This window comes from Streptomyces sp. NBC_01003 (genome assembly GCF_045162695.1).
In the GTDB taxonomy this organism is placed as follows: Bacteria; Actinomycetota; Actinomycetes; order Streptomycetales; family Streptomycetaceae; genus Streptomyces.
Genome location: NZ_CP108707.1, coordinates 5704252 through 5730683, shown reverse-complemented (window position 1 = coordinate 5730683; position 26432 = coordinate 5704252). Strand labels below are relative to the sequence as shown.

At 72.2% G+C, this 26432-nt stretch carries 22 protein-coding genes; 8 read left to right on the top strand and 14 right to left on the bottom strand.

Annotation, left to right across the window (positions count from 1 at the left end; genetic code table 11):
- Positions 1–17 precede the first annotated feature (17 nt).
- Positions 18–1313, bottom strand: coding sequence for an ABC transporter substrate-binding protein (locus OG698_RS26325; protein WP_406105834.1), 1296 nt, complete (start codon positions 1311–1313; stop codon positions 18–20).
- A 117-nt stretch (positions 1314–1430) separates the two neighbouring features.
- Between OG698_RS26325 and OG698_RS26320 the strand changes: the two genes are divergently transcribed.
- The 3 genes from OG698_RS26320 to OG698_RS26310 all read left to right on the top strand — a co-directional run bounded on the left by OG698_RS26320 (position 1431) and on the right by OG698_RS26310 (position 4772).
- Entirely contained in the window at positions 1431–1931 is a 501-nt protein-coding gene (locus tag OG698_RS26320) for a hypothetical protein (protein ID WP_406105832.1), read from the top strand.
- 69 nt (positions 1932–2000) lie between these two features.
- On the top strand, positions 2001–2885 hold the full coding sequence (gene purU / locus OG698_RS26315; protein WP_406105830.1) for a formyltetrahydrofolate deformylase: 885 nt from the start codon (positions 2001–2003) through the stop codon (positions 2883–2885).
- Positions 2886–3386: 501 nt separating this feature from the next.
- Complete coding sequence (locus OG698_RS26310; protein WP_406105828.1) at positions 3387–4772, top strand: PAS domain-containing protein; 1386 nt, start codon at positions 3387–3389, stop codon at positions 4770–4772.
- Positions 4773–4786: 14 nt separating this feature from the next.
- On the opposite strand, the gene OG698_RS26305 is transcribed toward OG698_RS26310, so the two are convergent.
- On the bottom strand, positions 4787–5542 hold the full coding sequence (locus tag OG698_RS26305) for an SIS domain-containing protein (protein ID WP_406105827.1): 756 nt from the start codon (positions 5540–5542) through the stop codon (positions 4787–4789).
- A gap of 203 nt (positions 5543–5745) precedes the next feature.
- Here OG698_RS26305 and OG698_RS26300 point away from each other — a divergent pair, with 203 nt between their 5' ends.
- Positions 5746–6438, top strand: a complete 693-nt coding sequence (locus tag OG698_RS26300) for a metal-dependent transcriptional regulator (protein WP_100596009.1) — start codon at positions 5746–5748, stop codon at positions 6436–6438.
- A 603-nt stretch (positions 6439–7041) separates the two neighbouring features.
- Positions 7042–7902, top strand: a complete 861-nt coding sequence (locus OG698_RS26295) for an alpha/beta fold hydrolase (protein ID WP_406105825.1) — start codon at positions 7042–7044, stop codon at positions 7900–7902.
- A gap of 30 nt (positions 7903–7932) precedes the next feature.
- On the opposite strand, the gene pdxH is transcribed toward OG698_RS26295, so the two are convergent.
- Complete coding sequence (pdxH, locus tag OG698_RS26290) at positions 7933–8664, bottom strand: pyridoxamine 5'-phosphate oxidase (protein ID WP_399975071.1); 732 nt, start codon at positions 8662–8664, stop codon at positions 7933–7935.
- Between the two features lie 232 nt (positions 8665–8896).
- Here pdxH and OG698_RS26285 point away from each other — a divergent pair, with 232 nt between their 5' ends.
- Entirely contained in the window at positions 8897–10027 is a 1131-nt protein-coding gene (locus OG698_RS26285) for a citrate synthase 2 (protein ID WP_100596006.1), read from the top strand.
- Between the two features lie 76 nt (positions 10028–10103).
- Here the strand turns inward: OG698_RS26285 and OG698_RS26280 are convergent, their stop codons facing one another.
- The 10 genes from OG698_RS26280 to OG698_RS26235 form a co-directional block, all read right to left on the bottom strand.
- Positions 10104–10706 (bottom strand): TetR/AcrR family transcriptional regulator, encoded by a 603-nt coding sequence (locus OG698_RS26280; RefSeq protein WP_406105823.1) that lies wholly within the window; start codon positions 10704–10706, stop codon positions 10104–10106.
- Positions 10694–11440, bottom strand: a complete 747-nt coding sequence (locus tag OG698_RS26275; RefSeq protein WP_406105822.1) for an enoyl-CoA hydratase family protein — start codon at positions 11438–11440, stop codon at positions 10694–10696. Before OG698_RS26275 ends, OG698_RS26280 begins: the two co-directional genes overlap by 13 nt.
- A 157-nt stretch (positions 11441–11597) precedes the next feature.
- On the bottom strand, positions 11598–11837 hold the full coding sequence (locus tag OG698_RS26270) for a hypothetical protein (RefSeq protein WP_399975063.1): 240 nt from the start codon (positions 11835–11837) through the stop codon (positions 11598–11600).
- Complete coding sequence (locus OG698_RS26265; RefSeq protein WP_389539844.1) at positions 11821–12072, bottom strand: DUF6400 family protein; 252 nt, start codon at positions 12070–12072, stop codon at positions 11821–11823. The genes OG698_RS26270 and OG698_RS26265 overlap by 17 nt, the downstream gene beginning before the upstream one ends.
- 293 nt (positions 12073–12365) lie before the next feature.
- Positions 12366–13535 carry an acyl-CoA dehydrogenase family protein gene (locus tag OG698_RS26260; RefSeq protein ID WP_100595768.1) on the bottom strand — a complete coding sequence of 390 codons (1170 nt, stop codon included), beginning with the start codon at positions 13533–13535 and terminating at the stop codon, positions 12366–12368.
- Positions 13532–15385, bottom strand: a complete 1854-nt coding sequence (locus OG698_RS26255; protein ID WP_406111290.1) for an acetyl/propionyl/methylcrotonyl-CoA carboxylase subunit alpha — start codon at positions 15383–15385, stop codon at positions 13532–13534. Before OG698_RS26255 ends, OG698_RS26260 begins: the two co-directional genes overlap by 4 nt.
- Before the next feature lie 17 nt (positions 15386–15402).
- The gene (locus OG698_RS26250) at positions 15403–17010 is read right to left on the bottom strand and encodes an acyl-CoA carboxylase subunit beta (RefSeq protein WP_406105820.1); all 1608 of its coding nucleotides are present in this window, start codon (positions 17008–17010) and stop codon (positions 15403–15405) included.
- Entirely contained in the window at positions 17007–18827 is a 1821-nt protein-coding gene (locus tag OG698_RS26245; protein ID WP_406105819.1) for an acyclic terpene utilization AtuA family protein, read from the bottom strand. Before OG698_RS26245 ends, OG698_RS26250 begins: the two co-directional genes overlap by 4 nt.
- Positions 18824–19618, bottom strand: a complete 795-nt coding sequence (locus OG698_RS26240) for a TIGR03084 family metal-binding protein (RefSeq protein ID WP_406105817.1) — start codon at positions 19616–19618, stop codon at positions 18824–18826. Before OG698_RS26240 ends, OG698_RS26245 begins: the two co-directional genes overlap by 4 nt.
- 192 nt (positions 19619–19810) lie before the next feature.
- Positions 19811–20779 carry an EamA family transporter gene (locus OG698_RS26235; RefSeq protein ID WP_406111288.1) on the bottom strand — a complete coding sequence of 323 codons (969 nt, stop codon included), beginning with the start codon at positions 20777–20779 and terminating at the stop codon, positions 19811–19813.
- A gap of 272 nt (positions 20780–21051) precedes the next feature.
- Between OG698_RS26235 and OG698_RS26230 the strand changes: the two genes are divergently transcribed.
- Positions 21052–21984: a LysR family transcriptional regulator gene (locus OG698_RS26230; RefSeq protein ID WP_406105815.1), complete on the top strand. Its 933-nt coding sequence runs from the start codon at positions 21052–21054 to the stop codon at positions 21982–21984.
- Positions 21985–22192: 208 nt separating this feature from the next.
- Here OG698_RS26230 and OG698_RS26225 read toward each other — a convergent pair whose 3' ends face one another.
- A complete protein-coding gene (locus tag OG698_RS26225) occupies positions 22193–25138 on the bottom strand; it encodes an FAD-binding and (Fe-S)-binding domain-containing protein (protein WP_406105814.1) in 2946 nt (981 codons plus the stop codon).
- A 61-nt stretch (positions 25139–25199) separates the two neighbouring features.
- Here OG698_RS26225 and OG698_RS26220 point away from each other — a divergent pair, with 61 nt between their 5' ends.
- Positions 25200–26411, top strand: a complete 1212-nt coding sequence (locus OG698_RS26220; protein ID WP_406105813.1) for a cytochrome P450 — start codon at positions 25200–25202, stop codon at positions 26409–26411.
- Positions 26412–26432: the final 21 nt, after the last annotated feature.

Here is a 26432-nt window from a genome sequence, read left to right as displayed (position 1 = left end):
GAGGCGGCCGAGCGGGCTCAGCCCATCGGGGTCGCCTCCAGCGTCCTCGACACGTCGACGAGTCCGCGGCGCGCGGCCACGAGCCGCCCGTCGCGCACCACCTGGAAGGTGACGTCGGCGTTGACGAGCCGCGGGAAGCCGCGGGCCGCAATCATGTCCTCGAAGCGCCAGCTCAGCGTCGGCGTCAGCCCGCCCGTACGCACCTTCAGGCCGCCGTCGAGCGCGTCACGCACCGTGTGCGACGTCACGTCACCGTTGCCGAGTGACTCGATGACCTGCTTCAGGACGGTGTAGGCGATCCAGGTCGTCTGCACGCCGGCATCCGCCGGGTCGATCCGGTTGTCGCCGAACGCCTGCTCGCTGATGACCTTGCGCATCGTCGCCCACCGCCGGTCGGTCGCCACCGGGTACCAGCCGGTGACGTACGCCCCTTCGTAGACGCCCGACTTGCCGCCCGAGCGGTCGATGACCGTCTGGTCGACACTGCCGAGGATGGTCGAGATCCGCACCTTCGGATACGAGTCGCGGGTGCGGCGGAACGAGTCGAAGAACGTGTCCGTGCGGTCGCCGAGGACCGCCGTCACGCAGCCCTTCCCGGTCGGGTCTGCGCCGGCCCGCAGGAGCGCCTGGCGGGCCTGCTCCGTGTAGTCGGTGGCGTCCTCGGCGGCGCGCACGTCGAAGGCCCCGTTGCGGCCCGCGGACAGGCCCGTGTCGAGGAGCAGCGGCAGCTGGTCGCCGGCGACGGTGTCGGGGCGCACGAGCGAGGTGCGGTCGCAGCCCGCGGCGGCCAGCTGCCGTCCGTTTCCGGCCATCAGGGCGGGCTGGCCTCCGTTGACCGGATACGACAGGGGGCTGGCGAACTCCTCGTCGGTGACGCCGTAGCCGCCTATGTACGGGATGCCGGCGGACTCCAGCGGGGCGAGGAAGGAGCGGGCGTGCTGGCTGTAGGAGCCGACGACCGCGACAGCCTGCTGCTCGACGGCGTCCCTGGCGCAGCGGGCGGCGCCCACGGTGTCGTTGTTGTCGTTGCAGGTGATGACCCTGAGGTCGCGGCCGCCTATGCCGCCATGGGCGTTGACCCAGCGCGCGTAGGCGCGCGCCATGGCGGGCATGCCGGGCATGTTGGTCGCCTGCGTCTTCTCGGGCGCCCACGTCATCACCGTGATGGGGTCCTTGGAGCTCCCGGTGATGTCGGAGACGAGCCCGCAGCCGGCGACGAGCGACGCACAAGCCGCCCACACCGCCGCCGAAAGCACGGTGGAACGGAGGGAGCGCGAGGTGCGCGGGGTGATGGTGCGGCGCCGGCCAGTCATGAACCTGCACGATTCCGCCGCATCCCTAACCCGCGAGTGACCTGCGGTCAACGTGCGGTGACGCGGAGGTGAATTACGGGGGGCAGGTCGGGCCGAAGGGGACGGCACGTACGATCGATGACCGTGCAAAGCTCGGAGAAGTCTTCCCGTCGCGGCCGTCGCTCCTCCACCATGGGCGGCATGCCACTCAACGACATGCCGTGGTGGCGCTGGCGCAGCAATGTGCGCTCCGCGCTGCACATGCTCTCCGACCCCGCGTTCCAGCGGGACGTCTGGCTCGCGGGCGTGGACGGGTTCGGGGACGTCACCGACGCCGTGTACCGCCTCGTCGAGGACACCTGGCTCGACAACTGGTCCGCCGAGAAGTACGTCGGCACGATCTTCCGGGACGCCCAGGAGGCGCAGCTCGTCGACACCGCGGTGCTGCGCGTGCTGCGGATCATGCACCAGGTGGGCCCGGACGCCCCCGTCTCCGCCTATCTCGACCACCACGCGTGGCCGGAAGCGGTGCACTCCGCGCGGGACGCGCACGTCGTGCTCGCCACCAGCGACGGCGACGACCCCGACGCGGCGCCCCGCACGCTCGAGGTCCTGCGGATCATGACGCGGGCGGCCTGAGCGCGCGAGCCCGTCCGACCAGCGGGACGGCGGCCCGGCGCGGGTTACGTGTATGGGACCCTTGCCTGCATGAATGAGCAGTCCCCCGCGTCCGGCGTCGCCGGCGGCGAGCAGTACGTCCTGACTCTCTCCTGCCCCGACAAGCGGGGCATCGTGCACGCCGTGTCGAGCTATCTCTTCATGACCGGCTGCAACATCGAGGACAGCCAGCAGTTCGGCGACCACGACACGGGCCTGTTCTTCATGCGGGTCCACTTCTCGGCGGACGCGCCCGTCACCGCGGAGAAGCTGCGGGCCAGCTTCGCCGCGGTCGGCGACTCCTTCCACATGGACTGGCAGATCCACCGCTCCTCGGAGCGGATGCGCGTCGTCCTGATGGTGTCGAAGTTCGGCCACTGCCTGAACGACCTGCTGTTCCGCACCCGGATCGGCGCCCTGCCGGTCGACATCGCGGCGGTCGTCTCGAACCACACGGACTTCGCCGAGCTCGTGAAGTCGTACGACATCCCCTTCCACCACATCCCGGTGACGAAGGACAACAAGCCCGAGGCCGAGGCGCAGATCCTCGACCTGGTGCGCGCGGAGGGTGTCGAACTGGTCGTCCTGGCCCGCTACATGCAGGTCCTCTCGGACGACCTGTGCAAGGAGCTGAGCGGCCGGATCATCAACATCCACCACTCGTTCCTGCCGAGCTTCAAGGGCGCCAAGCCGTACCACCAGGCACACACGCGAGGCGTGAAGCTGATCGGCGCGACCGCGCACTATGTGACGGCCGCCCTCGACGAAGGCCCGATCATCGAGCAGGAGGTCGAGCGCGTCGGCCACGACGTGACACCGGACCAGCTCGTGGCGATCGGCCGCGACGTGGAGTGCCAGGCACTCGCCCGCGCCGTGAAGTGGCACGCGGAGCACCGGATCCTGCTGAACGGGCGCCGGACGGTCGTCTTCACCTGATCCACCGCGCGCGGGTCCTCGGCTCGTGGGTTGTGCGCCCGCGGGTCGTGCTCACACGCAGACGACCCGCGAGCCAGGTCTCCTCCCGTACGAGACGGGCGGAAGCCGGCCGGACGTACCGGCGGCTCGCGGGTCGGGTGACTGCTTGGGATTGGGGCCGGCTGCACGCATCTCTCACGTGCTGGTCCGGCGCCGAAATCGAGATGCGACGCCGGGCTGCTAGCCCGCAGTCACCTCACGCGTCCGGTATTCATACATCTGCCGAACCACCTCCCTTCGTGTGTACCCCCACTCTAAAAAGGGTCCGGGGAGCCTTCAAGCGAATTAACGGGCCCGCCACTGGGCCCGTCCGCGAGGTCGTACGCTGTGATCAAGGACGGAACGTTCCCCCCGGATCTCCGGGACGCAACGATTTCCCCGAACTCCGTGTGTGCTGCGTCACGTTCGAGTTGAATGATCTGAAGTGCGGAACACGCGGACACAGCCTGCAGGGGGTGCCAGGTGAGTGCTTCCCGGCGTAGTGGGACCACCGACGAGCTCGGGCCCGACGAGCCCGAGCGGGACGGGGCCGATCTTCTCGCCGCGTTGCTCGACGGGATGGACGCCGCGCTCTGCGCGTTCGACGCCGACGGGATCGTGACCCATTGGAACCGTGAGGCCGAGCGGATCCTCGGCTGGTCCGCGGCCGAGGCCGTGGGACGGCGCGGGTTCTCCGGATGGGCGGTGCGCAGCGCCGACGCCGACGACGTCGAGGCCCGGCTGATGGCCGCGATGCGGGCGCCGGGCCGGCAGGTCCACGAATTCGCCCTGCTCACCAAAGACGGCGGGCGCGTCCTCGTACGGACACAGTCCTCCGCCGTGCGCGGGCCCGACGGCAAGCCGGCCGGGCTGTACTGCGCGTTCAGCGAGGTGCACACACAGATCGACCTGGAGCGGTCGATCGCCCTGAGCGAGGCCCTCTTCGAGGACGCCTCCTGGGGAGTCGTCCTCGTCGACGCCGACCTGCGGCCCGCCGTCGTGAACGTGCACGCCGCCCGGGCCCTCGGTTCCGGCCGTACCGCGCTGCTCGGACGCCCCCTCGGCGACCTGATCTCGCAGGGCGTCGAGGAGCTGGAGAGCGCGCTCGCCCATGTGCTCGCGGAGGGCGCGCCACCGGCCCCCGCCGAGCTGTGGGTGACGGTGCGGCTCCCGGAGGGCGACGCGCGAAGGTGCTGGCGCAGCGGCTTCGTGCGGCTCGCCTCACCGCTGACCGAGGAACCCGTACCGCTGGGCGTCGGATGGCTGTTCCAGGACGTCACCGAGGCCAAGCAGACGGAGCAGGAGGCGGCGCAGCTGCGGTTCCGGGCCAACCAGCTGCACCGGGCCTCGCGGGCCGCCGCCGAGTGCGAGGACCCGGCGGAGGCGGCGACCGTCCATCTCGACTTCGCGCTGGCCGGGTTCGCCGACCACGCGCTGATCGATCTGGTGGTCGGGGACGAGCAGGCCGACGGGGAACGTACGGGTCCGGTACGCCTGGCGCGGGCCGCCGCGACGCCTTCGGGGGCGCCGGGGCCGAGCCTGCTGGTGTCCCGTACGACGCTGCCCGTGCGCTATCTGGAGGGCCACCCGGCGCTGCAGTGCGTGGAGCGCACGGGTTCGGTGCGGGCCGGCGCGAGCGGGCGCGACGCCACGCGGGCGCGCGAGTGGGCCGAGGCGAGACAGTGGCCCGAGGGCACGGTGCACGCCCTGTGCGCGGTGCTGCGCAGCCGGGCGCGGACGCTGGGCGTGGTGACGTTCCTGCGCGGGCCCAGCCGTACGCAGTTCGAGCGGGCCGACGCCACGTACGCGGAGAGCGTCGCGGCCCGGATCGCCGGGACGCTCGACCTGGCGAGGGTGCTCGACCGGTAGCCGCGCGCCAGGCGTCAGTGCCGGTAGAAGATCCGGTCGCCGTACTCGCTGAAGACGCGGCCGTTCCACTCGTGGCCGCCGTCCACGTTCCCGGAGCGCAGGAGCGGCGGCTGGATGCCGCGGTCGGCGAGGTCGGCCGCGGCCGTCGCCATGGTGGCCTGCATCAGCGCGCTGGCCACCATCGTGGAGGCCGGCCCGAAGGGAGCGTCGACGGTGTCGTACGTGAGCTCCGCGTCGCCGACCTCGATCTTCGAGTCGAGGACGATGTCGCAGTGGTCCTTGAGGAACGTCCCCGACACATGGCGGGACTTCGTCTCCTCGGCGTACGCCACGGACGTCACGCCGATCACGCGCAGGCCCAGTGCGCGCGCGTTCATGGCCATCTCCACGGGCAGAGAGTTGCGGCCGGACAGCGAGATGATCACCAGGGTGTCGCCCGCGCGGACCGGGCTGGTGTCGAGGACGGCGCCCGCGAGCCCGTCGACACGTTCCAGGGCGGAGCCCAGCGTGGCGGGCATGACGTCGACGCCGACGACCCCCGGTACGGAGAGCAGGTTCATCAGGGCGAGACCGCCCGCGCGATAGACGACGTCCTGCGCGGCGAGCGAGGAGTGCCCCGCGCCGAACGCGAAGAGCCGGCCCCCCTCGGCGACCGTGTCGGCGATGAGCGTGCCGGCGGCCGCGATGTTGCGGTCCTCCTCGTCGCGTACCCGCCTCAGCAGGCCGATCGCGGCGTCGAGGTACTGACCGGCCAGCTTGCTGTCGCTCATCGGCGGAGCCCCTTCGTCGTCCCTTACTGCCCGCGTGCCGCGCATCACGTTGCGGTCCGGACCAGTGCCCTGTCAATACGTCCCTGCCGTACGGAGCCCGGTTCCCCCGGCGCGGCACGGTTGTCGGCGCTATGCGTCAGAATTGGGTTCAGGGCCAGCGCACGAGCTAGCGGTGAGCTAGCAGAGCTAATCGAGGGGCACGTATGTCCGGACTGATCGACACCACGGAGATGTATCTCCGCACCATCCTCGAACTCGAAGAGGAAGGTGTGGTCCCCATGCGCGCCCGGATCGCCGAGCGGCTGGACCAGAGCGGCCCGACGGTGAGCCAGACCGTGGCCCGCATGGAGCGCGACGGCCTGGTGGCCGTCGCCACGGACCGCCACCTGGAGCTGACGGACGAGGGCCGCCGGCTCGCCACGCGTGTCATGCGCAAGCACCGCCTCGCCGAGTGCCTGCTCGTCGACGTGATCGGCCTGGAGTGGGAGCAGGTGCACGCCGAGGCCTGCCGCTGGGAGCACGTGATGAGCGAGGCGGTCGAGCGCCGTGTCCTCGAGTTGCTGCGGCACCCGACCGAGTCGCCGTACGGGAACCCGATCCCGGGGCTCGAGGAGCTGGGCGAGAAGGACGGGGCGGACCCGTTCCTCGACGAGGGCATGGTGTCCCTCGCCGACCTCGACCCGGGCACGGACGGGAAGACGGTCGTGGTGCGCCGGATCGGCGAGCCGATCCAGACGGACGCGCAGCTGATGTACACGCTGCGGCGTGCGGGCATCCAGCCGGGCTCCGTGGTCAGCGTGACGGCGTCGCCGGGCGGGGTCCTGGTGGGCAGCAGCGGCGAGGCTGCGGAGCTGGTGGCGGATGTCGCCTCGCACGTGTTCGTCGCCAAGCGCTGAGCCGGGCGCCGGGCGCGACAAAAGGCATCCGGGCAACTTACTGACGCGTCAACTCCTGTTCCCACAGGCACAGTTGGGACGTGACCGCCTTCCCCGAGAACTCTCGCAGAAACCAAGATTCACTGCGTGGAATCGCAGCGCGCGGACGTTTTGCGTGCAAGGCTGTCGCGAGAGGCATATGACCTGAGGACTCCTGACCGTCTCGGTTTCGGGTCCGCACCGGTCCGGCCGCGCGGGCGGGGAGGGGGCAGGACGATGTGCCGACGTACCCAGGCGGGGCGCACTCAGACAGGGCGCACTCAGACAGGGCGCACTCAGACAGGGCGCACTCAGACAGAGGGCCCCGGCGCCTTGCGGCGCCGGGGCCTGTCCTCCCCTGTGCTGACCCGGAGCCCCGAGCTCCCAGGGTCATCCCCTTCGGACCGATTTCCCCGAGCGGTCCGCCTCCCGCTGAAGATCTCCCCTCGGCGGCGGCGATCAACCCTTGAGGGAGGTCACTCGAACGAGGGGTGTTGCCGAGAACGACCGCGTTTTCGAAAAAGAGTTCGATAGCGTGCGCGGGTACGCGACTGCAGGCGCGACCAAAAGGGGGTGCCAGGGCCTATGGTGCGGCGCATCGACGTGACCGGGGCGGGCGGCGTGAGCCTCGCCGCGTGGGAGTTCGCCGACCCTCCCAAGACGGGTGAGGTCGACCAGTCCCCCGGCGTGCTGTTACTGCACGGCCTCATGGGCCGCGCCTCGCACTGGGCGAGCACCGCCCGCTGGCTCTCGGAGCGCCACCGTGCCGTCGCGCTCGACCAGCGCGGCCACGGCCAGAGCCAGAAACCCCCCGAGGGTCCCTACGACCGCGAGGCGTACATCCAGGACGCCGAGGCCGCCCTTGTGCAGCTCGGCCTCGCGCCCGCCGTCGTCATCGGCCACTCCATGGGCGCGCTCACCGCCTGGCAGCTCGCCGCGCGCCGCCCCGACCTCGTACGGGCCGTGATCATCTGCGATATGCGGGCCTCCGCGCTCGGGGCGGCGTCCCAGCGGGAGTGGGAGGACTGGTTCGACGCCTGGCCCCTGCCCTTCGCCACGCTCGGCGACGTACGGAAGTGGTTCGGCGAGGACGACCCGTGGGTGGAGCGGCCCCAGCCCTCGCGCGGTGAGTTCTACGCCGAGGTCATGGCGGAGAGCCCCGACGGCTGGCGGCCCGTGTTCGACCACCGGCAGATGCTCGCCTCCCGGGCCACGTGGGTCTACGACGCGCACTGGGAGGAGCTGGCCCAGGTCCGCTGCCCCGCCCTCGTCGTCCGCGGCCTCGACGGCGAGCTGGGCCGCGCCGAGTCGCAGGAGATGGTCCGCGTCCTGCCCAGGGGCGAGTACGCGGAGATCGCGGACGCCGGGCATCTCGTGCACTACGACCGGCCGGAGGCGTTGCGCTCCGCGATCGAGCCCTTCCTGGACAGCGTGCTCACCTCGTAGCGGCGGAACCTCGTACCGGCTGACCCGGGCTCAGGGGCCCAGGCGTTCGACGCGCCAGGCGCCGGACGGCTCGTGGACGTAGCGGAGCCGGTCGTGGAGGCGGTTCTCGCGGCCCTGCCAGAACTCGACCGTGCGCGGGGTGACGCGGAAGCCGCCCCAGTGGTCGGGCACCGGGATGTTCTCGCCCTCCGGGTAGCGCTCGGCGAGTTCGGCGTACGCGGTGTCGAGTTCGGCGCGCGTGGCCAGGACCTGTGACTGGGCGCTGGCCCACGCGCCGAGCTGGGAGCCGCGCGGACGCGAGCGGAAGTACGCGGCCGTCTCCTCGCGGCTCGTGTGGGCGACGGTGCCGGAGACGATGACCTGGCGGGCCATCGGGTGCCAGGGGAAGAGCAGTGCGATCTCGTGGTTCGCCGCCAGGTCGCGGGCCTTGCGGGAGCCGTAGTTCGTGTAGAAGACGAAGCCCCGGTCGTCGTAGGCCTTGAGCAGCACGGTGCGCGAGCTCGGCCGGCCGGCCGCGTCCGCCGTGGAGACCACCATCGCGTTCGGCTCGTACAGCACGCCGCGCGCCCGCGAGGCCTCGTTGAACCAGAGCTCGAACAGTTCCATCGGGCGCGCGGGGACGTCCTCCTCCAGGAGCCCCTCACCCGGCGGGCGGTACTGCGCACGCATGACGGCGGGGTTCGGGGGCGCGTGGTGGTCGTGGTGGTCGCTCACGCGGTCATCCTGCCGTACGCATGGGGCAGTCGGGCGCGTGGAGTTCATCACTGAGTGGCACTGAGTGCCGCGGACTCTCCCCAAGGGTGGCACCAGCAGATATCGTCGTCGGTCCCGCCGCCCCTTCGGTTGGGTGACCGCCTGCCGAACGGGGCATCACCGGGGTGACCGATCCGGCCCGCGAGCCCCCGGAGCCGCGCCACCACCGCGGTCCACCGTCGTACAGATAGATGCAGAGTCGTACAGACGCAGAGTCGTACACATTCAGAGGAGCCGCCTGATGTCCGACCCCGGCCTTGACCCCGGCCCTGTCCCCGGCTTCGTGCCCGGCCTCGAGGGAGTCGTCGCGTTCGAGACGGAGATCGCCGAACCGGATAAGGAGGGCGGCGCCCTCCGCTACCGGGGCGTCGACATCGAGGATCTGGTCGGCCATGTCTCGTTCGGCAACGTCTGGGGCCTGCTCGTCGACGGGGCCTTCAACCCGGGCCTGCCGCCCGCCGAGCCGTTCCCCATCCCCGTCCACTCCGGCGACATCCGCGTCGACGTCCAGTCCGCGCTCGCGATGCTCGCGCCCGTGTGGGGCCTGAAACCGCTGCTCGACATCGACGAGGCGCAGGCCCGCGAGGACCTCGCCCGCGCCGCCGTCATGGCCCTCTCGTACGTCGCCCAGTCGGCCCGCGGACAGGGCCGGCCGATGGTGCCGCAGCGCGAGATCGACAAGGCGGACACCGTCGTCGAGCGGTTCATGAAGCGCTGGCGCGGCGAGCCCGACCCGAAGCATGTCGCCGCCGTCGACGCGTACTGGACGAGCGCCGCCGAGCACGGCATGAACGCCTCCACGTTCACCGCGCGCGTCATCGCCTCCACGGGCGCCGATGTCGCGGCCGCGCTCTCGGGCGCCGTCGGCGCCATGTCGGGCCCCCTGCACGGCGGCGCGCCCTCCCGCGTCCTCGGCATGATCGAGGAGATCGAGCGCACCGGCGACGCGGACGCGTACGTCCGCCGTGCCCTCGACAAGGGCGAGCGCCTCATGGGCTTCGGGCACCGCGTCTACCGCGCCGAGGACCCCCGCGCGCGCGTGCTGCGGCGCACGGCCCGTGAGCTGGGCGCCCCGCGCTTCGAGGTCGCCGAGGCGCTGGAGAAGGCGGCCCTCGCGGAGCTGCACGCCCGCAGGCCCGACCGGGTCCTGGCGACGAACGTGGAGTTCTGGGCGGCGATCATGCTGGACTTCGCGGAGGTCCCGGCGCACATGTTCACGTCGATGTTCACGTGCGCCCGCACGGCCGGCTGGTCGGCGCACATCCTGGAGCAGAAGCGCACGGGCCGCCTCGTCCGCCCCTCGGCCCGCTACATCGGCCCGGGCACCCGCGACCCGCGCGACATCGAGGGGTACGGGGACATCTCGGGCTGAGTACTTCCCTCGGCACAGCGAGCGGCGCCGCGCGGTCTTCCGTGCGGCGCCGTTCGCGTACGTCATCTGCCCCGCGTCACCCCAGTGCCCCGTCCAGGATCGCCGCCCACTGCGCGACGACCCGCTCGCGGCGTGGCCCGTCGTCGGTGAGGAGGTTCGCGAGGCCGAGGCCGCGCGCCATGTCGAGGAGCCCCTGCACCGTCTCGCGGACGCCGGGGCGCGACTCGTCGGCGGCCAGGAGTTCCACGGCGATGCGGTGGGTCTCGCGGCCGACTCGGGCCTCGAGTTCGGTGACGCGGCCGCCGAGCTGCGGCTCGTTCGACGCCGCCACCCACAGGTGCAGGGCGGCCCGGAACAGCGGGCCGGTGTACAGGTCGACGAGGGCGGCGACGACCTCGGTGCGGCCCCGGGGACGCAGGGCACGCAGCGCGGTCGAGCGCTCCTCGGCGACGTACTCGACGGCGGCGGTGAACAGGTCCTCGCGGGTCGGGAAGTGGTGCTGGGCGGCGCCGCGCGAGACGCCCGCCCGTTCGGCGACGACGGAGACCGTGGAGCCCGACCAGCCGCGCTCGGCGAGGCAGGACACGGCCGCTTCGAGGAGGCGTAGGCGGGTGGCGCGGCTGCGGTCCTGTTTGGGGGCGCGCTCCACAGCCGTACCGGATGAGGTCACAGCACCCATGCGGGATCCCGTCGTTCGAGGAAGGCCGTCATCCCTTCGCTTGCCTGTGCGGAGGAGAACAGCCGGGCCGAGAGCGCGCTCAGGTCGGCCGCGTCCCGGTCGAAGGCCTCCAGCACCTTAGCCGTGAGCAGCCGTTTCGTCTCGGCCAGGCCCTGCGGGGACGACCTGCGCAGCCCGTCGAGGACGGGGGCGAGGGCCGCGTCGACGTCGTCGCCCGCCGCCGTCAGGAGCCCGATGCGGACCGCTTCCGCGGCGTCGAAGCGCTCTCCCGTCAGGTAGTAGCGGGCGACGGCGCGCGGGTCGGTGCGCGGGAGCAGGGGCAGCGAGATGACGGCGGGCGCGACCCCTATGCGGACCTCGGTGAACGCGAACGAGGCGGCGTGCGAGGCGGCCGAGATGTCGCACGCCCCGAGCAGGCCGAGCCCGCCCGCCCGCACATGACCGGCGATCCGCGCGACGACGGGCCGGTCGAGCGCGACGATCTGCCGCAGGAGCCCGACCAGGGCATCGGGCGGGGGCGGGGACTTCAGGTCGGCGCCGGCGCTGAACGTGTTGCCGGTGTGGGTGAGGACGACGGCCCGTACGGCGTCGTCCTTGCCGCACGCCGTGAGCGCGTCCGCCAGCTCGGCGACGAGCGCGGCCGAGAGAGCGTTGCGGTTGGCCGGGGAGTCGAGGGTGAGGGTGGTGATCCCGCGCTCGTGCGAGGAGTGGACCAGGGGCTTGGCAGTGCTCACGAAATCTCCCTGAGCTGTCGGCGGAGGAGCTTTCCCGAGGCGGCGCGCGGCACGGCCCCTCTCCAGTCACGTGGGTGCGACGTTCAGAGAGTGGCAGCGGCCGCAGAAACAATCAAGCGTGCCTGCATGAAACAGGCTCCGGCCGTCCGGTCGCGGGTCAGAGCGTTCTGCCGTCGGGCCCGGTCACGCCCGGCCGGGTGTTCAGGGACCACATATGGGTGCACTGCGGGCACTGGAGGTGGAGGACCGGCCCCTTGTTGGAGATCAGGTAGCGCCAGTGCTCACGGCAGTTGCGGCGCTCGGCGCAGGGCGCACAGTGGCGGGCGTCGTCACAGACGGGGCAGGCCACCCAGGCGCGCCGGGCGATGTCCGCCTGCGGATCAATGGGAAGCCGCACGACCCTGCCCCTCTCCCGGCAGGACACCGGCCGCCACCAGAAGGTCGTAGGTGCGCTGCTGCTCGGCGTCCAGGCCCGAGTAGAGGAGGGCGTGCGCCTCGTCCTCACCCCGCAGGACGGCCGCCGGATCCCAGTCGGGGCCGAGCGCGGCCACGACCTCGGCACGGCGCCGGGCCTCCTCGAAGGTCAGGTCGATCGTGAAGGGTATGAGGCCAGGGGAATTGTCTTGGTTCATGGCGGGACCTCCGACGAGCTGAGCAGAACCCGACCATCAGTACCAGGCACCCCCAGCCGATGGAAAGGGTTACCTAAGTTGCCCTGCCGCGGCCGGGGGGCGGCCTACCCGCCGGACGGTCGACGGGGCGCCCTCGGATTCACCTACGGGGGTGGGCCGTTGCCGACGACAACCCCGAAGAGACCGGCACGATCCGCCGACGGGACTATGACGTACTTCACGGCGCCCCACGGGGTGAGCCCGGCCATGACCCGCCGGACACCCCCAGGGGCACGAATCTGCGGCTCAGGTCACTAGTACGACTTGGGCAGCCCCAGGGTCTGGTGGGACACGTAGTTGAGGATCATTTCCCGGCTCACGGGAGCGATGCGGGCGACCCGGGACGCCGTGATGAGCGAGGCGAGGCCGAACTCGCGGGTGAGGCCGTTGCCGCCGAGCGTGTGCACCGCCTGGTCGACGGCCCGCACACAGGCCTCCGCGGCCGCGTACTTGGCCATGTTCGCGGCCTCCCCCGCCCCGATGTCGTCGCCCGCGTCGTACAGATGGGCCGCCTTCTGCATCATCAGCCGGGCCGTCTCCAGCTCGATGTGGGCCTGCGCGAGCGGGTGTGCGATGGCCTGGTGCGCGCCGATGGGCGACTTCCAGACGGTGCGCTCCTTCGCGTACCCGACGGCCCTGGCCAGCGCGAAACGGCCCATGCCGATCGCGAACGCGGCCGTCATGATGCGCTCGGGGTTGAGGCCCGCGAACAGCTGGAGCAGGCCGGCGTCCTCGTCGCCGACGAGCGCGTCGGCCGGGAGCCGTACGTCGTCGAGGACGAGCTCGAACTGCTTCTCCGGCGCCTGGAGTTCCATGTCGATCTGCCGCCGCCCGAAGCCCTCGGCGTCGCGCGGCACGATGAACAGACACGGCTTGAGGCTGCCCGTACGCGCGTCCTCGGTGCGGCCCACGATGAGGGTGGCATCGGCTATGTCGACGCCGGACACGAACACCTTGCGCCCGGACAGGATCCAGTCGCCGCTGTCCCCGTCGCGGCGGGCGGTGGTCGTGATGCGGTGCGAGTTGGAGCCCGCGTCGGGCTCGGTGATCCCGAACGCCATCGTGCGGCTGCCGTCGGCGAGCCCCGGCAGCCAGGCTGCCTTCTGCTCCGGCGTCCCGAAGCGGGAGATGACGGTTCCGCAGATAGCGGGCGACACGACCATCATCAGCAGGGGCGCACCGGATGCGCCCAACTCCTCAAGGACCAGCGACAGTTCATACATGCCGCCGCCCCCGCCGCCGTGCTCCTCGGGCAGGTTCACGCCCAGGTAGCCGAGCTTCGCGGCTTCCGCCCACAGCTCCTCGGGGTGGCCCTCCTCGCGGACGACGCGGGTCATGTAGTCGCGTCCGAAGCGGCTGCCGAGAGCGGCGACGGCGGAGCGCAGGGCCTGATGCTCCTCGGATTCGAGGACGGGAGCGTTCACGACTGATCCTCCTGTACGACGGCGAGCAGGGCGCCGACCTCGACCTGGCGGCCGGGCGCGGCGTGCAGGGCGGTGAGCGTGCCGGAGGCGGGAGCGGTGATGCGGTGCTCCATCTTCATCGCCTCCAGCCAGACGAGGGGCTGCCCCGCGGCGACCGTGACGCCCTCGGCGAGCCCTTCGGCGAGCCGGACGACGGTGCCGGGCATGGGCGCGAGCAGGGATCCCGGCTCCTGGCGCGCGACGGGCTCGGGGAGGCGGGGCAGGGCGGTGAGCGCGGTGCCGTTCACATACACGCGCTCCCCATGGACCGCGACGTCGAACTTCCTCACCACGCCGTCCGCTTCGAGCACGACGAGCGCCGGGGTCGCGCGCACGACGCGCACTCCGTCCGCGGCCAGACCGTCGCGGGTGTGCCGGTAGCGCACCTCGTGCTCGGTCCCGTCGGGTTCGGTGCGGTAGTGCTTGACCTGCGGCTGCGACGCCACATTGCGCCAGCCGCCGAACCGGGAGCGGCCGTGCGCGTCGGCGAGGGCCGCGGCGAGCGGCGCGTACGGGTCCGGGTCCGGCGCCGTGAGCGCGGCCAGGTGCCGGTCGTAGAACCCGGTGTCCGCGCCGCCCGCGGTGAACTCCGGGTGCCGCAGCGACCGTACGAGCAGCTCCCTGTTGGTGACCGGGCCGTGCACGACGGCCCGCTCCAGGGCGCCCGCCAGCTTGCGCAGGGCCTCGGCGCGGGTCGGCGCGTGCGCGACGACCTTGGCGAGCATCGCGTCGTAGTGCACCCCGATCGGGTCGCCGTCGGTGAACCCGGTGTCCAGGCGTACGGCCTCCGGGACGGACAGCCGGTGCAGCATGCCGGTCTGCGGGGCCCAGCCGGCGGCCGGATCCTCCGCGTACAGACGGGCCTCCACCGAGTGTCCGCGCGCGACGGGCGCCTCTTCACCCAGGGGCTCGCCCTCGGCGACGCGTAGTTGCAGCGCCACGAGATCGACACCGAACACGGCCTCGGTGACGGGGTGTTCGACCTGGAGGCGGGTGTTCATCTCCAGGAAGTGCGCCGTGCCGTCGGCGACGAGGAACTCGACGGTTCCGGCGCCCCGGTAGTCGGTGGCGCGTGCGGCGCGCACGGCCATCTCCCGCAGAGACGCCTCGAGTTCAGGCGTGAGACCGGGTGCGGGCGCCTCCTCGATGACCTTCTGATGCCGCCGCTGGAGCGAGCAGTCGCGGGTGCCCAGCGCCCACACGGTGCCGTGCGCGTCGGCCATGACCTGCACCTCGACGTGCCGGCCGCCCTCGATGTACGGCTCGACGAACACCTCACCGTCCCCGAAGGCGCTCAGCGCCTCGGCCCCGGCGGCAGCCAACTGCGTGTCCAGCTCGCCCAGTTCACGTACGACACGCATGCCGCGCCCGCCGCCGCCTGCGGCTGCCTTCACAAGGACGGGCAGGTCCTTGTCCGTGACGGCCTTCAGGGGCTCGATGCCCATGAGCTCCTTGGCGCGCGTCTTCGACGCCATCGCCTCGATCGCCTCGGGCGGCGGACCGATCCAGGTCAGGCCCGCGTCGGCGACGGCGCGCGCGAAGCCGGCGTTCTCGGACAGGAACCCGTAGCCGGGGTGCACGGCGTCCGCGCCCGCGGCCAGGGCGGCCTTCACGATCAGGTCGCCGCGCAGATACGTCTCGGCGGGCGACGCCCCCGGAAGCCGTACGGCGGCATCGGCCACGCGCGCGTGGAGGGCGTTCTCGTCGGCATCCGAGTACACGGCGACGGTCCGGATGCCCAGCTCGGCGCAGGTACGGAAGACGCGGCAGGCGATCTCGCCGCGGTTGGCGACGAGTACAGAGGTGATCATTCGCGTGGTCATGGGCCTCACATCCGGAACACGCCGAATCCACCGCGCGCGCCCTCCACGGGCGCCGTGTGGATCGCGGACAGGCACAGGCCGAGCACGGTCCGGGTGTCGCGCGGGTCGATGACCCCGTCGTCGTACAGCCGCCCGGAAAGGAACATCGGCAGGGACTCGGACTCGATCTGCTGCTCCACCATCGCGCGCAGCGCCGCGTCCGCCTCGGCAGCCTTGTCGTCGTATGGCTGCCCCTTCGCGGCGGCGGACTGGCGGGCCACGATCGACAGGACACCGGCGAGCTGCTGCGGTCCCATCACGGCCGACTTGGCACTCGGCCAGGCGAAGAGGAAGCGGGGATCGAAGGCCCGCCCGCACATCCCGTAGTGACCCGCCCCGTACGAGGCGCCCATGAGGACCGAGAGGTGCGGCACGCGGCTGTTGCTGACGGCGTTGATCATCATGGAGCCGTGCTTGATGATGCCGCCCTGCTCGTACTCCTTGCCGACCATGTAGCCGGTGGTGTTGTGCAGGAACAGGAGCGGGATGTCGCGCTGGTTGGCGAGCTGGATGAACTGGGCGGCCTTCTGCGACTCCTCGCTGAAGAGAACCCCTTGCGCATTGGCGAGGATGCCGACCGGATAGCCGTGCAGGGACGCCCAGCCGGTTGTCAGGCTCGACCCGTACAGCGGCTTGAACTCGTCGAAGTCGGAGCCGTCCACGATCCGGGCGATGACCTCGCGCGGGTCGAAGGGGACCTTGAGGTCGCCGGGCACGATGCCGAGGAGTTCGTCGCTGTCGTACTTGGGCGGCTCCACGAGCTGTGGATCCGCGTACGCCTTGCGGTGGTTGAGACGGGCGACGACGCGGCGGGCCTGCCGGATCGCGTCCCGCTCGTCGAGCGCGAAGTAGTCGGCGAGCCCGGAGGTACGGGCGTGCATCTCGGCGCCGCCGAGCGACTCGTCGTCGCTCTCCTCGCCGGTCGCCATCTTCACCAGGGGCGGCCCGCCCAGGAAGACCTTCGCCCGTTCCTTGACCATGATCACGTGGTCGGACATGCCGGGGATGTACGCACCACCGGCGGTGGAGTTGCCGAAGACGACGGCGACGGTGGGGATCCCGGCGGCCGAGAGGCGCGTGATGTCGCGGAAGATGCCGCCGCCCGGGATGAAGATCTCCTTCTGGGAGGGCAGATCGGCGCCGCCGGACTCGACGAGGCTGATGCAGGGCAGCCGGTTGGCGAACGCGATCTCGTTGGCGCGCAGGGCCTTCTTCAGTGACCAGGGGTTACTGGCTCCGCCGCGCACCGTCGGATCGTTCGCGGTGACCAGGCACTCGACGCCTTCGACGACGCCGATGCCGGTGACTAGGGAGGCGCCGACGGCGTAGTCGCTGCCCCAGGCCGCGAGGGGGGAGAGTTCGAGGAAGGGCGTATCGGGGTCGAGAAGCAGCTCGATACGTTCGCGGGCGAGCAACTTGCCGCGTTCACGGTGCCGTTGGACGTACTTCTCGCCGCCACCCGCGAGCGCCTTGGCGTGCTCGGCGTCGAGCGTGTCGAGCTTGCCGATCATGGCCTCGCGGTGAGCGGCGAAGTCGGCACCGCCGACGTCCAGAGCCGAGGCGAGAACGGTCATAGGAGCACCTCCGGTATGTCCAGATGACGGGAGCGCAGCCACTCGCCGAGCCCCTTGGCCTGGGGGTCGAAACGGTGCTGGGAGGCGACGCCCTGGCCGAGGAGGCCGGTGATGGTGAAGTTGAGGGCGCGGAGGTTGGGCAGCACGTGCCGGACAACTGTCAGATGACGGCTTTCAGATATCAGATTCTGAAATCTGTCAGCTGTCATCTCATGCACGAGCCACCGCCAGGCCTCGTCCCCGATCTCGTCCCCGTCCCCGGCTCCGGCTTCGCCCCCGGCTCCGGCTTCGTCCCCGGCTCCGGCTCCGGCTCCGGCTCCGGCTCCGGCTCCGGCCCAGTCGCCGTCCAAGCCCCCGCTCCCGCTCACCCACACCCCCACATTCGCGTCCCCGCCCTTGTCGCCGCTGCGGGCGCCCGCGACGAGGCCGAGGGGGGCGCGCCGGGTGGGGCCGGGCGGCAGGGGCGCGGGCAGGGGTGGTTCTTCCACGTCCGTCAGCGCGCGTGCAGGGCCGCCGTACGTGATCAACTTCCGCTCGCCGTCCGGCAGTACGGCGACCTGCTCGACCTCTCCCCGGTCCACGTACGCCGCCTCGAACACCCCGTACGGCGCGCCCTTCCCGGGCGGGGCCGTCACGTGGAAGCCGGGGTAGCTGCCGAGTGCCAGTTCGATCGCGGCGCTGCTGAGGGTGCGGCCCACCGCGTCCGCGTCGCCGTCCCGGACGACGAGCCGCAGCAGCGCGCTCGCGGTCTCCTCGGTGTCCGCGTCCGCCCGATCCGTGCGCGCCAGCTCCCACGTCACGTGTGCAGGGCGGGACTTGGCACGATCGAACGCCTCGTCCATCTGCTCCCGTACGAGCGACGCCTTGGCCTCGATGTCGAGACCGGTCAGCACGAACACGACCTCGTTACGGAAGCCGCCGAGCCGGTTGAGGCCGACCTTGAGGGTGGGGGGCGGGGCCTCGCCTCGTACGCCGTCGACACGGACGCGGTCCGGGGCCTCCTGCGTGAGCCGTACGGTGTCCAGCCTCGCCGTCACGTCGGGCCCGGCGTACCGGGCGCCACCGGTCTCGTAGAGGAGCTGTTCCGTCACCGTCCCCACGGTCACGAGCCCGCCCGTGCCGGGGTGCTTGGTGATGACGCAGGAGCCGTCCGCGTGGAGTTCGGCGAGGGGGAAGCCGGGGCGCCGCAGATCGCGGGCCCGCCCGGCGAAGCGGGAGTAGTTGCCGCCCGTCGCCTGGGTCCCGCACTCCAGGATGTGCCCGGCGACGACGGCCCCCGCGAGCCGGTCGTACGCGTCCTGCTCCCACCCGAAGCGCCAGGCCGCGGGCCCGGTGACCAGGGCGGCGTCGGTGACGCGGCCGGTGACCACGATGTCGGCGCCGGCGGCGAGACAGGCGGTGATCCCGGCGCCGCCGAGGTAGGCGTTGGCGGCGAGGGCGCCCGGGAAGCGCCCACCCGGGGAGAGGTCGTCGCCCTCGACGTGCGCCACGCGCGCGTGGAGGCCGAGCCGCCCCGCCAACTCCCGTACCGCGTCGGCGAGTCCGGCCGGGTTGAGCCCGCCCGCGTTCGCGACGATCCGCACGCCCCGGTCGAGCGCCAGGCCGAGGGTCTCCTCCAGCTGGCGCAGGAACGTGCGGGCGTAGCCGCGCGCGGGGTCCTTCAGGCGGTCGCGGCCCAGGATGAGCATGGTCAGTTCGGCGAGGTAGTCGCCGGTCAGGACGTCGAGGGGGCCGTCTTCGAGCATCTCGCGCAGGGCGTCGAAGCGGTCGCCGTAGAAGCCGGAGGCGTTGCCTATGCGCAGTACGTCCTCGGTCACCGCCCGGCCCCTTTCGCCTCACGCCCCGGTCCCGGCGGTCCCGCGAAGGCCTGGGCGATGTCCAGCCACCGGTCGGCGTCGGCACCTTCGGCCCGTACGTCGACGTCGTCGCGGTGCGCCCGCTGCGTCACCAGCAGGCAGAAGTCGAGCCCGGATCCCGTCACGCGCTGCGCCGCGCCCTCGGGCCCGTACGTCCACAGGTCGCCGGAGGGGGCGGTCAGTTCGACGCGGAACTCCTCCGCGGGCGGAGTCAGCCCGCGTACGGTGAAGGCGAAGTCGCGGGCCCGGATCCCGATGCGGGCCACATGCCGCAGCCGGTCGCCGGGCTTGCGTTCGACGCCCAGCGCATCGGCCACGTCCTGACCGTGGGCCCAGGTCTCCATGAGGCGGCCCGTCGCCATGGAGGCGGCCGACATGGGTGGCCCGTACCAGGGGAAACGCGTGCCTGCGGGGGCGGCGACCAGGGCTCGGAGCAGTTCCTCGCGGCCCGCGCGCCAGCGGGCGAGCAGTTCGGCGGGCGGCAGCGCGGCGCCCTCCTCCGCCCCCGCGTCGACGAAGGCGTCGGGCGCGGCGACGGCGTCCCGCACGAGGGCGGCGAACGCGTCGGCGTCCGTGACGGCGAGCAGGGCGGAGTGGTCGGTCCAGGCCAGATGCGCGATCTGGTGGGCCACGCTCCAGCCGGGCGCTGGCGTGGCGAGGGCCCATCGGTCCTCGCTCAGCTCACTGACGATCCGGTCGAGTTCGGCGCTCTCACTGCGCAGGTCCTCGAGCACGGCCAACGGGTCGGACACGATGCGCTCCCCTCCGGGGCACGACGGCGTGCCCCGGAGCATGGCAGCGCCCGGAGAAACAATCAAGCGTGCTTGTATGAAAAGTGGCCAGGGGGAGGCGATGCAAAACGGGTGCGGCGGACGTCGGCGGGCTCTGCTCAGCCCTCCACCGACGTCCGCCGCACCCGCGCGTCAACCAACCTGACGCTCGGCCTACTTGGTCTCCGGCGCGGGCATTCCCCTGTCCTCCGACGCGGGCACCTTCTTGGCCTCCGGCTCGGGCATCTTCGCCCTCCCCCGGCCCACCTGTGTGCGCACCGCGCCGATGCTGGCCGCGATGACCAGGGCGATCGCCAGGGCGCCGAGGGCGGACATGGCCTGGTCGAGGATGAGGAATCCGGCGAGCGCGGCGATGGCCGGTTCGAGGCTCATCATGACCGCGAAGGTGGACGCGGGCAGGCGGCGCAGGGCGAGGAGTTCGAGGGTGTACGGGAGGACCGAGGACATGACGGCGACGGCCGCGCCGAGGGCCATCGTCGTCGGCACGACGAGCTTCGAGCCGGACGCCGCGATGCCGAGCGGCAGGGAGAGCACGGCCGCGACCGCCATCGCGAGGGCGAGCCCGTCCGCTTGCGGGAACCTGCGCCCCGTACGGGCGCTGAAGATGATGTATGCCGCCCACATGCCGCCCGCCGAGACGGCGAAGGCCGCGCCGACCAGGTCGAGTCCGCCGAAGCCGCCCCCACCGAGGAGGAAGACGCCGCAGAGCGCGAGGCCGGCCCAGATCGCGTTGACCAGGCGGCGGGAGGCGAAGACCGACAGGGCGAGCGGGCCGAGCACCTCCAGGGTGACGGCCGGGCCCAGGGGGATCCGCTCCGCCGCCTGATAGAAGAGCATGTTCATGCCGCCCATGGCGACGCCGAAGGCGACGACGGTGCCCCAGTCGGCGCGCGAGTGACCGCGCAGCTTCGGCCGGCACACGATGAGCAGCACGATCGCGGCGAACACCAGGCGCAGGGTGACCACGCCCACCGCACCGGCGCGCGGCATCAGCGACACCGCGACGGCCGCGCCGAACTGCACCGACACACAGCCGCCGAGCACGAGTCCGACCGGGCCGAGCGCGCCCCAGCGGGAGCCGTTCGGCGCGGCACCCTCGGGTGCGGCGGGAGCGCCCGCCACCTCCGGCTGCGCCACCGCGGCCTCCGGCTGCACCAGTGCGGCGACCGCCGCGTCGGCGCCGGTCGCCGCCCGATCGGTCCGTGAGACGTTCACGCCTGAGCCTTCCCTTTCACCGCCACCCCCCACAGTTCAATAGGGTGGACTCCACCGTCCAAGGTAGTACACCACGTCATGATCGTGGACACGTTTTACGGCTGACGTGCCACCGCCTGCACGTTCAGCGCGACGCAAGCCCACCTGCCACGCTAAGACCGCCGCGCGCGGTCCGTGAAATGCCGACTGCGCTCCCGTTATGCTCCGCAGACATGAGCGGTCCGTATGCCCTCCACTCGCTGGAGCTGCGCCATCTGCGCTGCTTCCTCGCCATCGCCGAGGAGGGCAACGTCACACGCGCCGCCGCCCGGCTCCGCCTCACCCAGCCCGCCGTCTCGCGCACCCTCGCGACCCTCGAGGACGCGCTCGGCGTACGGCTCGTCGACCGCTCCACCCACCACCTCGCCCTGACCGCCGAAGGGCGCGCGTTCCAGGAGAGCGCGGCGGCCGCCGTCGCCGCGTTCGAGGACGCCCTGGACTCCGTCCGCGCCGTGCGGCGCCCGCTGCGGCTCGGGCACGCCTGGTCGGCGGCGGGCCCGTACACCACGCCCCTGCTGCGGCGCTGGCGCGAGCGGCACCCCGACGTGCCGCTCGAACTCCTGCGCATCGACGACCGCACGGCCGGACTGACCCGCGGCGCCGTCGACGTGGCACTGCTGCGCGGGCCCGTGGACGCGCCGGGCCTGGTCACCGAGCTCCTGCACACGGAGAGCCGGGTCGCGGCCGTACCGTCCGACAGCCCCCTCGCCGCGTGCCGCGCGCTCACACTCGCCGACCTCTCCGGCCACACCATCGCCGTGAACACCGTCTCCGGCACCACCGCCCTCGACCTCTGGCCGCCCGCCGCCCGGCCCACCGCGACGATCACCGTGGCGAACACGGACGACTGGCTCGCGGCCATCGCGGCCGACCGCGCGGTGGGCGTCACGACGACGGCCACGCCCGGCATGCACCCGCACCCGGGCGTCGTCTACGTCCCGCTGACCGACGCCCCCGACCTGCCCGTCGTACTCGCCTGGCGCGACGCCGGCCCGCGTCACCCCGCCGTACGGGACCTGGTGGAACTCGCCCACGAGGTCGTACCGTCCGGCGGAACGCGTCCTACGGAGTGACCCGGAGGTCATGCCGCCCGCCGGAACGCGCCCTACGAACTCACCCCGCAGGCCATGCCATCCAGCGGAACGCGCCCTACGAACTCACCCCGCAGGCCATGCCATCCAGCGGAACGCGCCCTACGAACTCACCCCGCAGGCCATGCCGCCCGGCGGAACGCGCCCTACGAACTCACCCCGCAGGCCATGCCGCCCGCCGGCGCGCGCCCTACGAACTGAACCCCAACGCCTCCGCGAGCACCTCGGCCAGATGTCTCCCCGGCCGGCCGCCTTCCCGCTCCAGCTGCTCCAGCTGTGTGCGGCACGAGAAGCCGTCCGCGAGGACCACGGCCCCGTCGTCGGCGGCACGGACGGCGGGCAGGAGCTGTTCCTCCGCGCAGGCCGCCGACACGTCGTAATGCCCTTTCTCGAAGCCGAAGTTGCCCGCGAGGCCGCAACATCCCCCGCTCAACTCGCCCTCCAGGCCGGCCCTTTCCCGCAGCCTCCGCTCGGCGGCGTCACCCAGGACCGCGTGCTGGTGGCAGTGGGTCTGGCCGACGGCGGGGCGGTCTACGCGGGGCGGGTCCCAGTGCGGGGCGAACCGCTCCAGGGCCTCGGCAAATGTCAGTACGGAGTCGGCGAGGCGGCGGGCGCGGGGTTCGTCGGGCAGCAGTTCCGGCAGATCGGTGCGGAGCGCGGCGGCGCAGCTCGGCTCCAGGACGACGACGGGCAGCCCGGAGTCGATGACCGGCCGCATCAGGTCGAGGGTGCGGCGCAGGACGGCGCGGGCGCGGTCGAGCTGGCCCGTGGAGACGTACGTGAGGCCGCAGCAGACGCGGCCGCGCCGCGACGGAAGGAGCCCGGCGACCGCCGCCAGCCCGTCCGGCCTGTAGTCGAAGACCCGCGTCGGGGGCAGCAGCACGGAGAGCCCCGCCTCGTCGAGTACCCGCACGGCGGCCCGCCCGACCTGCGGCGCGAGATGCTCCGTGAACGTGTCCGGCCACAGGACCACCTCGGGCCCGTCGCCCCCGAACCGCGCCGCCCCGCCCCGCCGGGCCACCTGCACCCGCCGCCGCAGATCCCGCCGCCACCACGCGCTGAACGTCTCGGGGGCGACCCGCGGAATCTTCCGCTCCGAGGCGATCCCGCCGAGCCGCTTGCCGAGGTCGGCCAACGGCCCCACGCGCGCGAGGGTGTTGACGACGCCCGCCACGCGCGCGTGGTGCACGGCCCGCAGCCAGCGCGGCAGCCACCCCATGGAGTAGTGCGCCGCGGGCCGCCTGCGCCCTTCGTAGTGGTGATGCAGGAACTCCGCCTTGTACGTGGCCATGTCGACGCCGACCGGGCAGTCCGTGCGGCACCCCTTGCACGACAGGCACAGGTCGAGTGCGTCCCGTACCTCCGTGGACTGCCATCCGTCCGTGACCACCTCGCCGGCGAGCATCTCGTGCAGCAGGCGCGCGCGCCCGCGCGTGGAGTGCGTCTCCTCGCCGGTCACCCGGAAGGACGGGCACATGACACCACCCGATGGGGCGGATTCCGTACGGCACTTGGCGACACCCACACAACGGCGTACCGCGGCGGAGAAGTCACCGCCGTCGTGCGGGTAGGCGAACTCGACGTCGACGGGACCGCGCGGCAGGACGGCGAAACGCAGGTTCTCGTCGAGGCGGGCGGGGCGTACGAGAATGCCGGGGTTGAGGAGACCGTCCGGATCCCACGCGTCCTTGATCCGCCCGAAGAGGTCCACCAGCTCGGGCCCGTACATCTTCGGCAGGAGTTCGGCGCGGGCCTGCCCGTCGCCGTGCTCCCCGGACAGCGATCCGCCGTGCGCGACGACGAGTTCGGCGAGATCTTCGGAGAAGTGCCGAAAGCGCCGCACCCCGGTCTCGCTGAGCAGGTCGAAGTCGATGCGTACGTGGATGCAGCCGTCCCCGAAGTGCCCGTACGGGGTGCCGCGCAGGCCGTGCTGCGCCAGGAGCCCCCTGAAGTCCCGCAGATACGGGCCGAGGCGGGCGGGCGGCACCGCGCAGTCCTCCCAGCCGGGCCACGCCTCGGTGCCGTCGGGCATACGGGTGGCGGTGCCGGAGGCGTCCTCGCGGATGCGCCACAGGGCGCGCTGGCCCGCGGGGTCGTCCACGATCAGAGAGTCCGTCGTGCCGTCGGCCGCGGCCCGCACGATCGCCCCGGCACGCGCGCGTGCCTGTGCCGGGGTGTCGCCGCCGGTCTCGACGAACAGCCAGGCGCCGCCCTTCGGCAGGCCGGCCTGTTCCCGTACGAGGTCGGCGGCCATGCCCTCAACGGTGAGCGGCCTGTACGGCAGGAGCCCCGCGGCGGCCTCGGCGGCGGCGCTCTCGTCGGCGTAGGCGAGCACCGCGAGGGCACGCGCGCGTGGCGCTTCGACGAGCCGGACGGTCGCCTCGGTGACGATGCCGAGGGTGCCTTCGGTGCCGCAGAGGAAACGGGCGAGGTCGACACCGTTCTCGGGGAGCAGGGCGTCGGCGGCGTACCCGGAGATACGACGCGGCAGGTCGGGGAAGCCGGTGCGCAGAAGCGCCAACTCACCCTCGATCAGCGGGCGGAGGGAGTCGGGGGCGCCTTGCCAGCCCCGACCCAGGGTGCGCTGACGAAAATCACCGTTGGATTGACGGATGACAGATGACAGATAACAGATATTGTCAGCAGTCGTTCCATAGGCCACCGAATGCGACCCGCACGAGTTGTTCCCGATCATCCCGCCCACAGTGCATCGACTGTGCGTAGACGGATCGGGCCCGAACCGAAGTCCGTACCGCGCGCCCGCTTCCTGCAACCGGTCGAGAACAACTCCCGGCTGCACCACGGCAGTTCGTGCTTCCGGGTCGACCGACACGATCCGGTTCATGTGCCGCGTGAAGTCCATGACGACGCCCGTCCCGGTCGCCTGCCCCGCGATCGACGTACCGCCCCCGCGCGCCACGACCGGCACCCCGTGCTCCCGGCAGACCGTGAGCACGGCCGCCACGTCGTCGGCGTCGCGCGGCGCCACGACCCCGACGGGGACTCTCCGGTAGTTGGACGCGTCCATGGTCATCAGCGCCCGCGCGGCCGCGGAGAAGTCGACCTCCCCGCGCACGACGCCGCGCAACGCCCTCGCGATACCTTCCGGGTCCTGGTTTCCCACGGTGGCAGCCATGCCTCCCAGCATGCATCTCCCCCGGGAACGACAACAGTTCGCCACGACAGGAGCAACTCCCATGCCCCGCATAGCCCTCGACCCGTTCGTCACCGACCTGGACGCCGAGAGCGCCGCGCTGCGCGCCGCGGGACCCCTCGCCGAGGCCGAGCTGCCGGGCGGCGTACCGGTATGGGCGGTCACGCACCACGCGGAGGCGCGTCAACTCCTCACGGACCGGCGCCTGGTGAAGGACATCGAGGTGTGGGGCGCGTGGCGGCGCGGCGAGATCCCGGCCGACTGGCCGCTGATCGGGCTCGCCAACCCGGGCCGTTCCATGCTGACGGTCGACGGCGAGGACCACCGCCGGCTGCGCACGCTCGTGGCGCAGGCCCTCACGCCCCGCCGGGTGGAGCTGATGCGCGACCGGATCGCGCTGCGCACCGAGGAGCTCCTGGACGCCCTGGCCGAGGACGGCACCACCGTCGACCTCAAGGCCGCGTTCGCCTACCCCCTCCCCATGTACGTGATCGCCGACCTCATGGGCATCGACGACTCGGCGCTCCCCCGCCTCAAGGTCCTGTTCGAGAAGTTCTTCTCCACGCAGACCCCGCCGGCGGAGGTCGTCGCGACGCTGACGGAGCTGGCCGGGATCATGGCCGCCACGGTCGCCTCCCGGCGCGCGGAGCCCGGCGACGACCTGACGAGCGCCCTGATCCTGGCGTCGGGCGACGACGGCGACCGGCTCACGGACGAGGAGATCGTCTCCACGCTCCAGCTGATGGTCGCGGCGGGCCACGAGACGACGATCTCGCTGATCGTCAACGCCGTGGTGAACCTGTCCGCCCACCCCGAACAGCTCGCACAGGTCCTCTCCGGCGACGTCCCGTGGGAGGCCGTGGTCGAGGAGACGCTGCGCCACTCCACGCCGACGTCGCACGTCCTGATCCGCTTCGCCGCCGAGGACGTACCGGTCGGCGGCAAGGTGATCGCGAAGGGCGACGCGCTGATCGTGTCGTACGGGGCCATCGGCCGGGACGAGCAGGCGCACGGCCCGACGGCGGGCGCGTTCGACGTGACACGCACGTCCCCGAACCGCCACATCTCGTTCGGCCACGGCCCCCATGTGTGCCCGGGCGCGGCGCTCTCCCGCCTGGAGGCGGCGGTGGCGCTGCCCGCGCTGTACGCCCGCTTTCCCCACCTCACCCTCGCCGTCCCGCCCACGTCCCTGCGCCACAAGCCGGTAGTGACGCAGAACGACCTGTTCGAGCTGCCGGTACGGCTTCTGGGCTGAGGGCCGACCCGTCCAGGACGG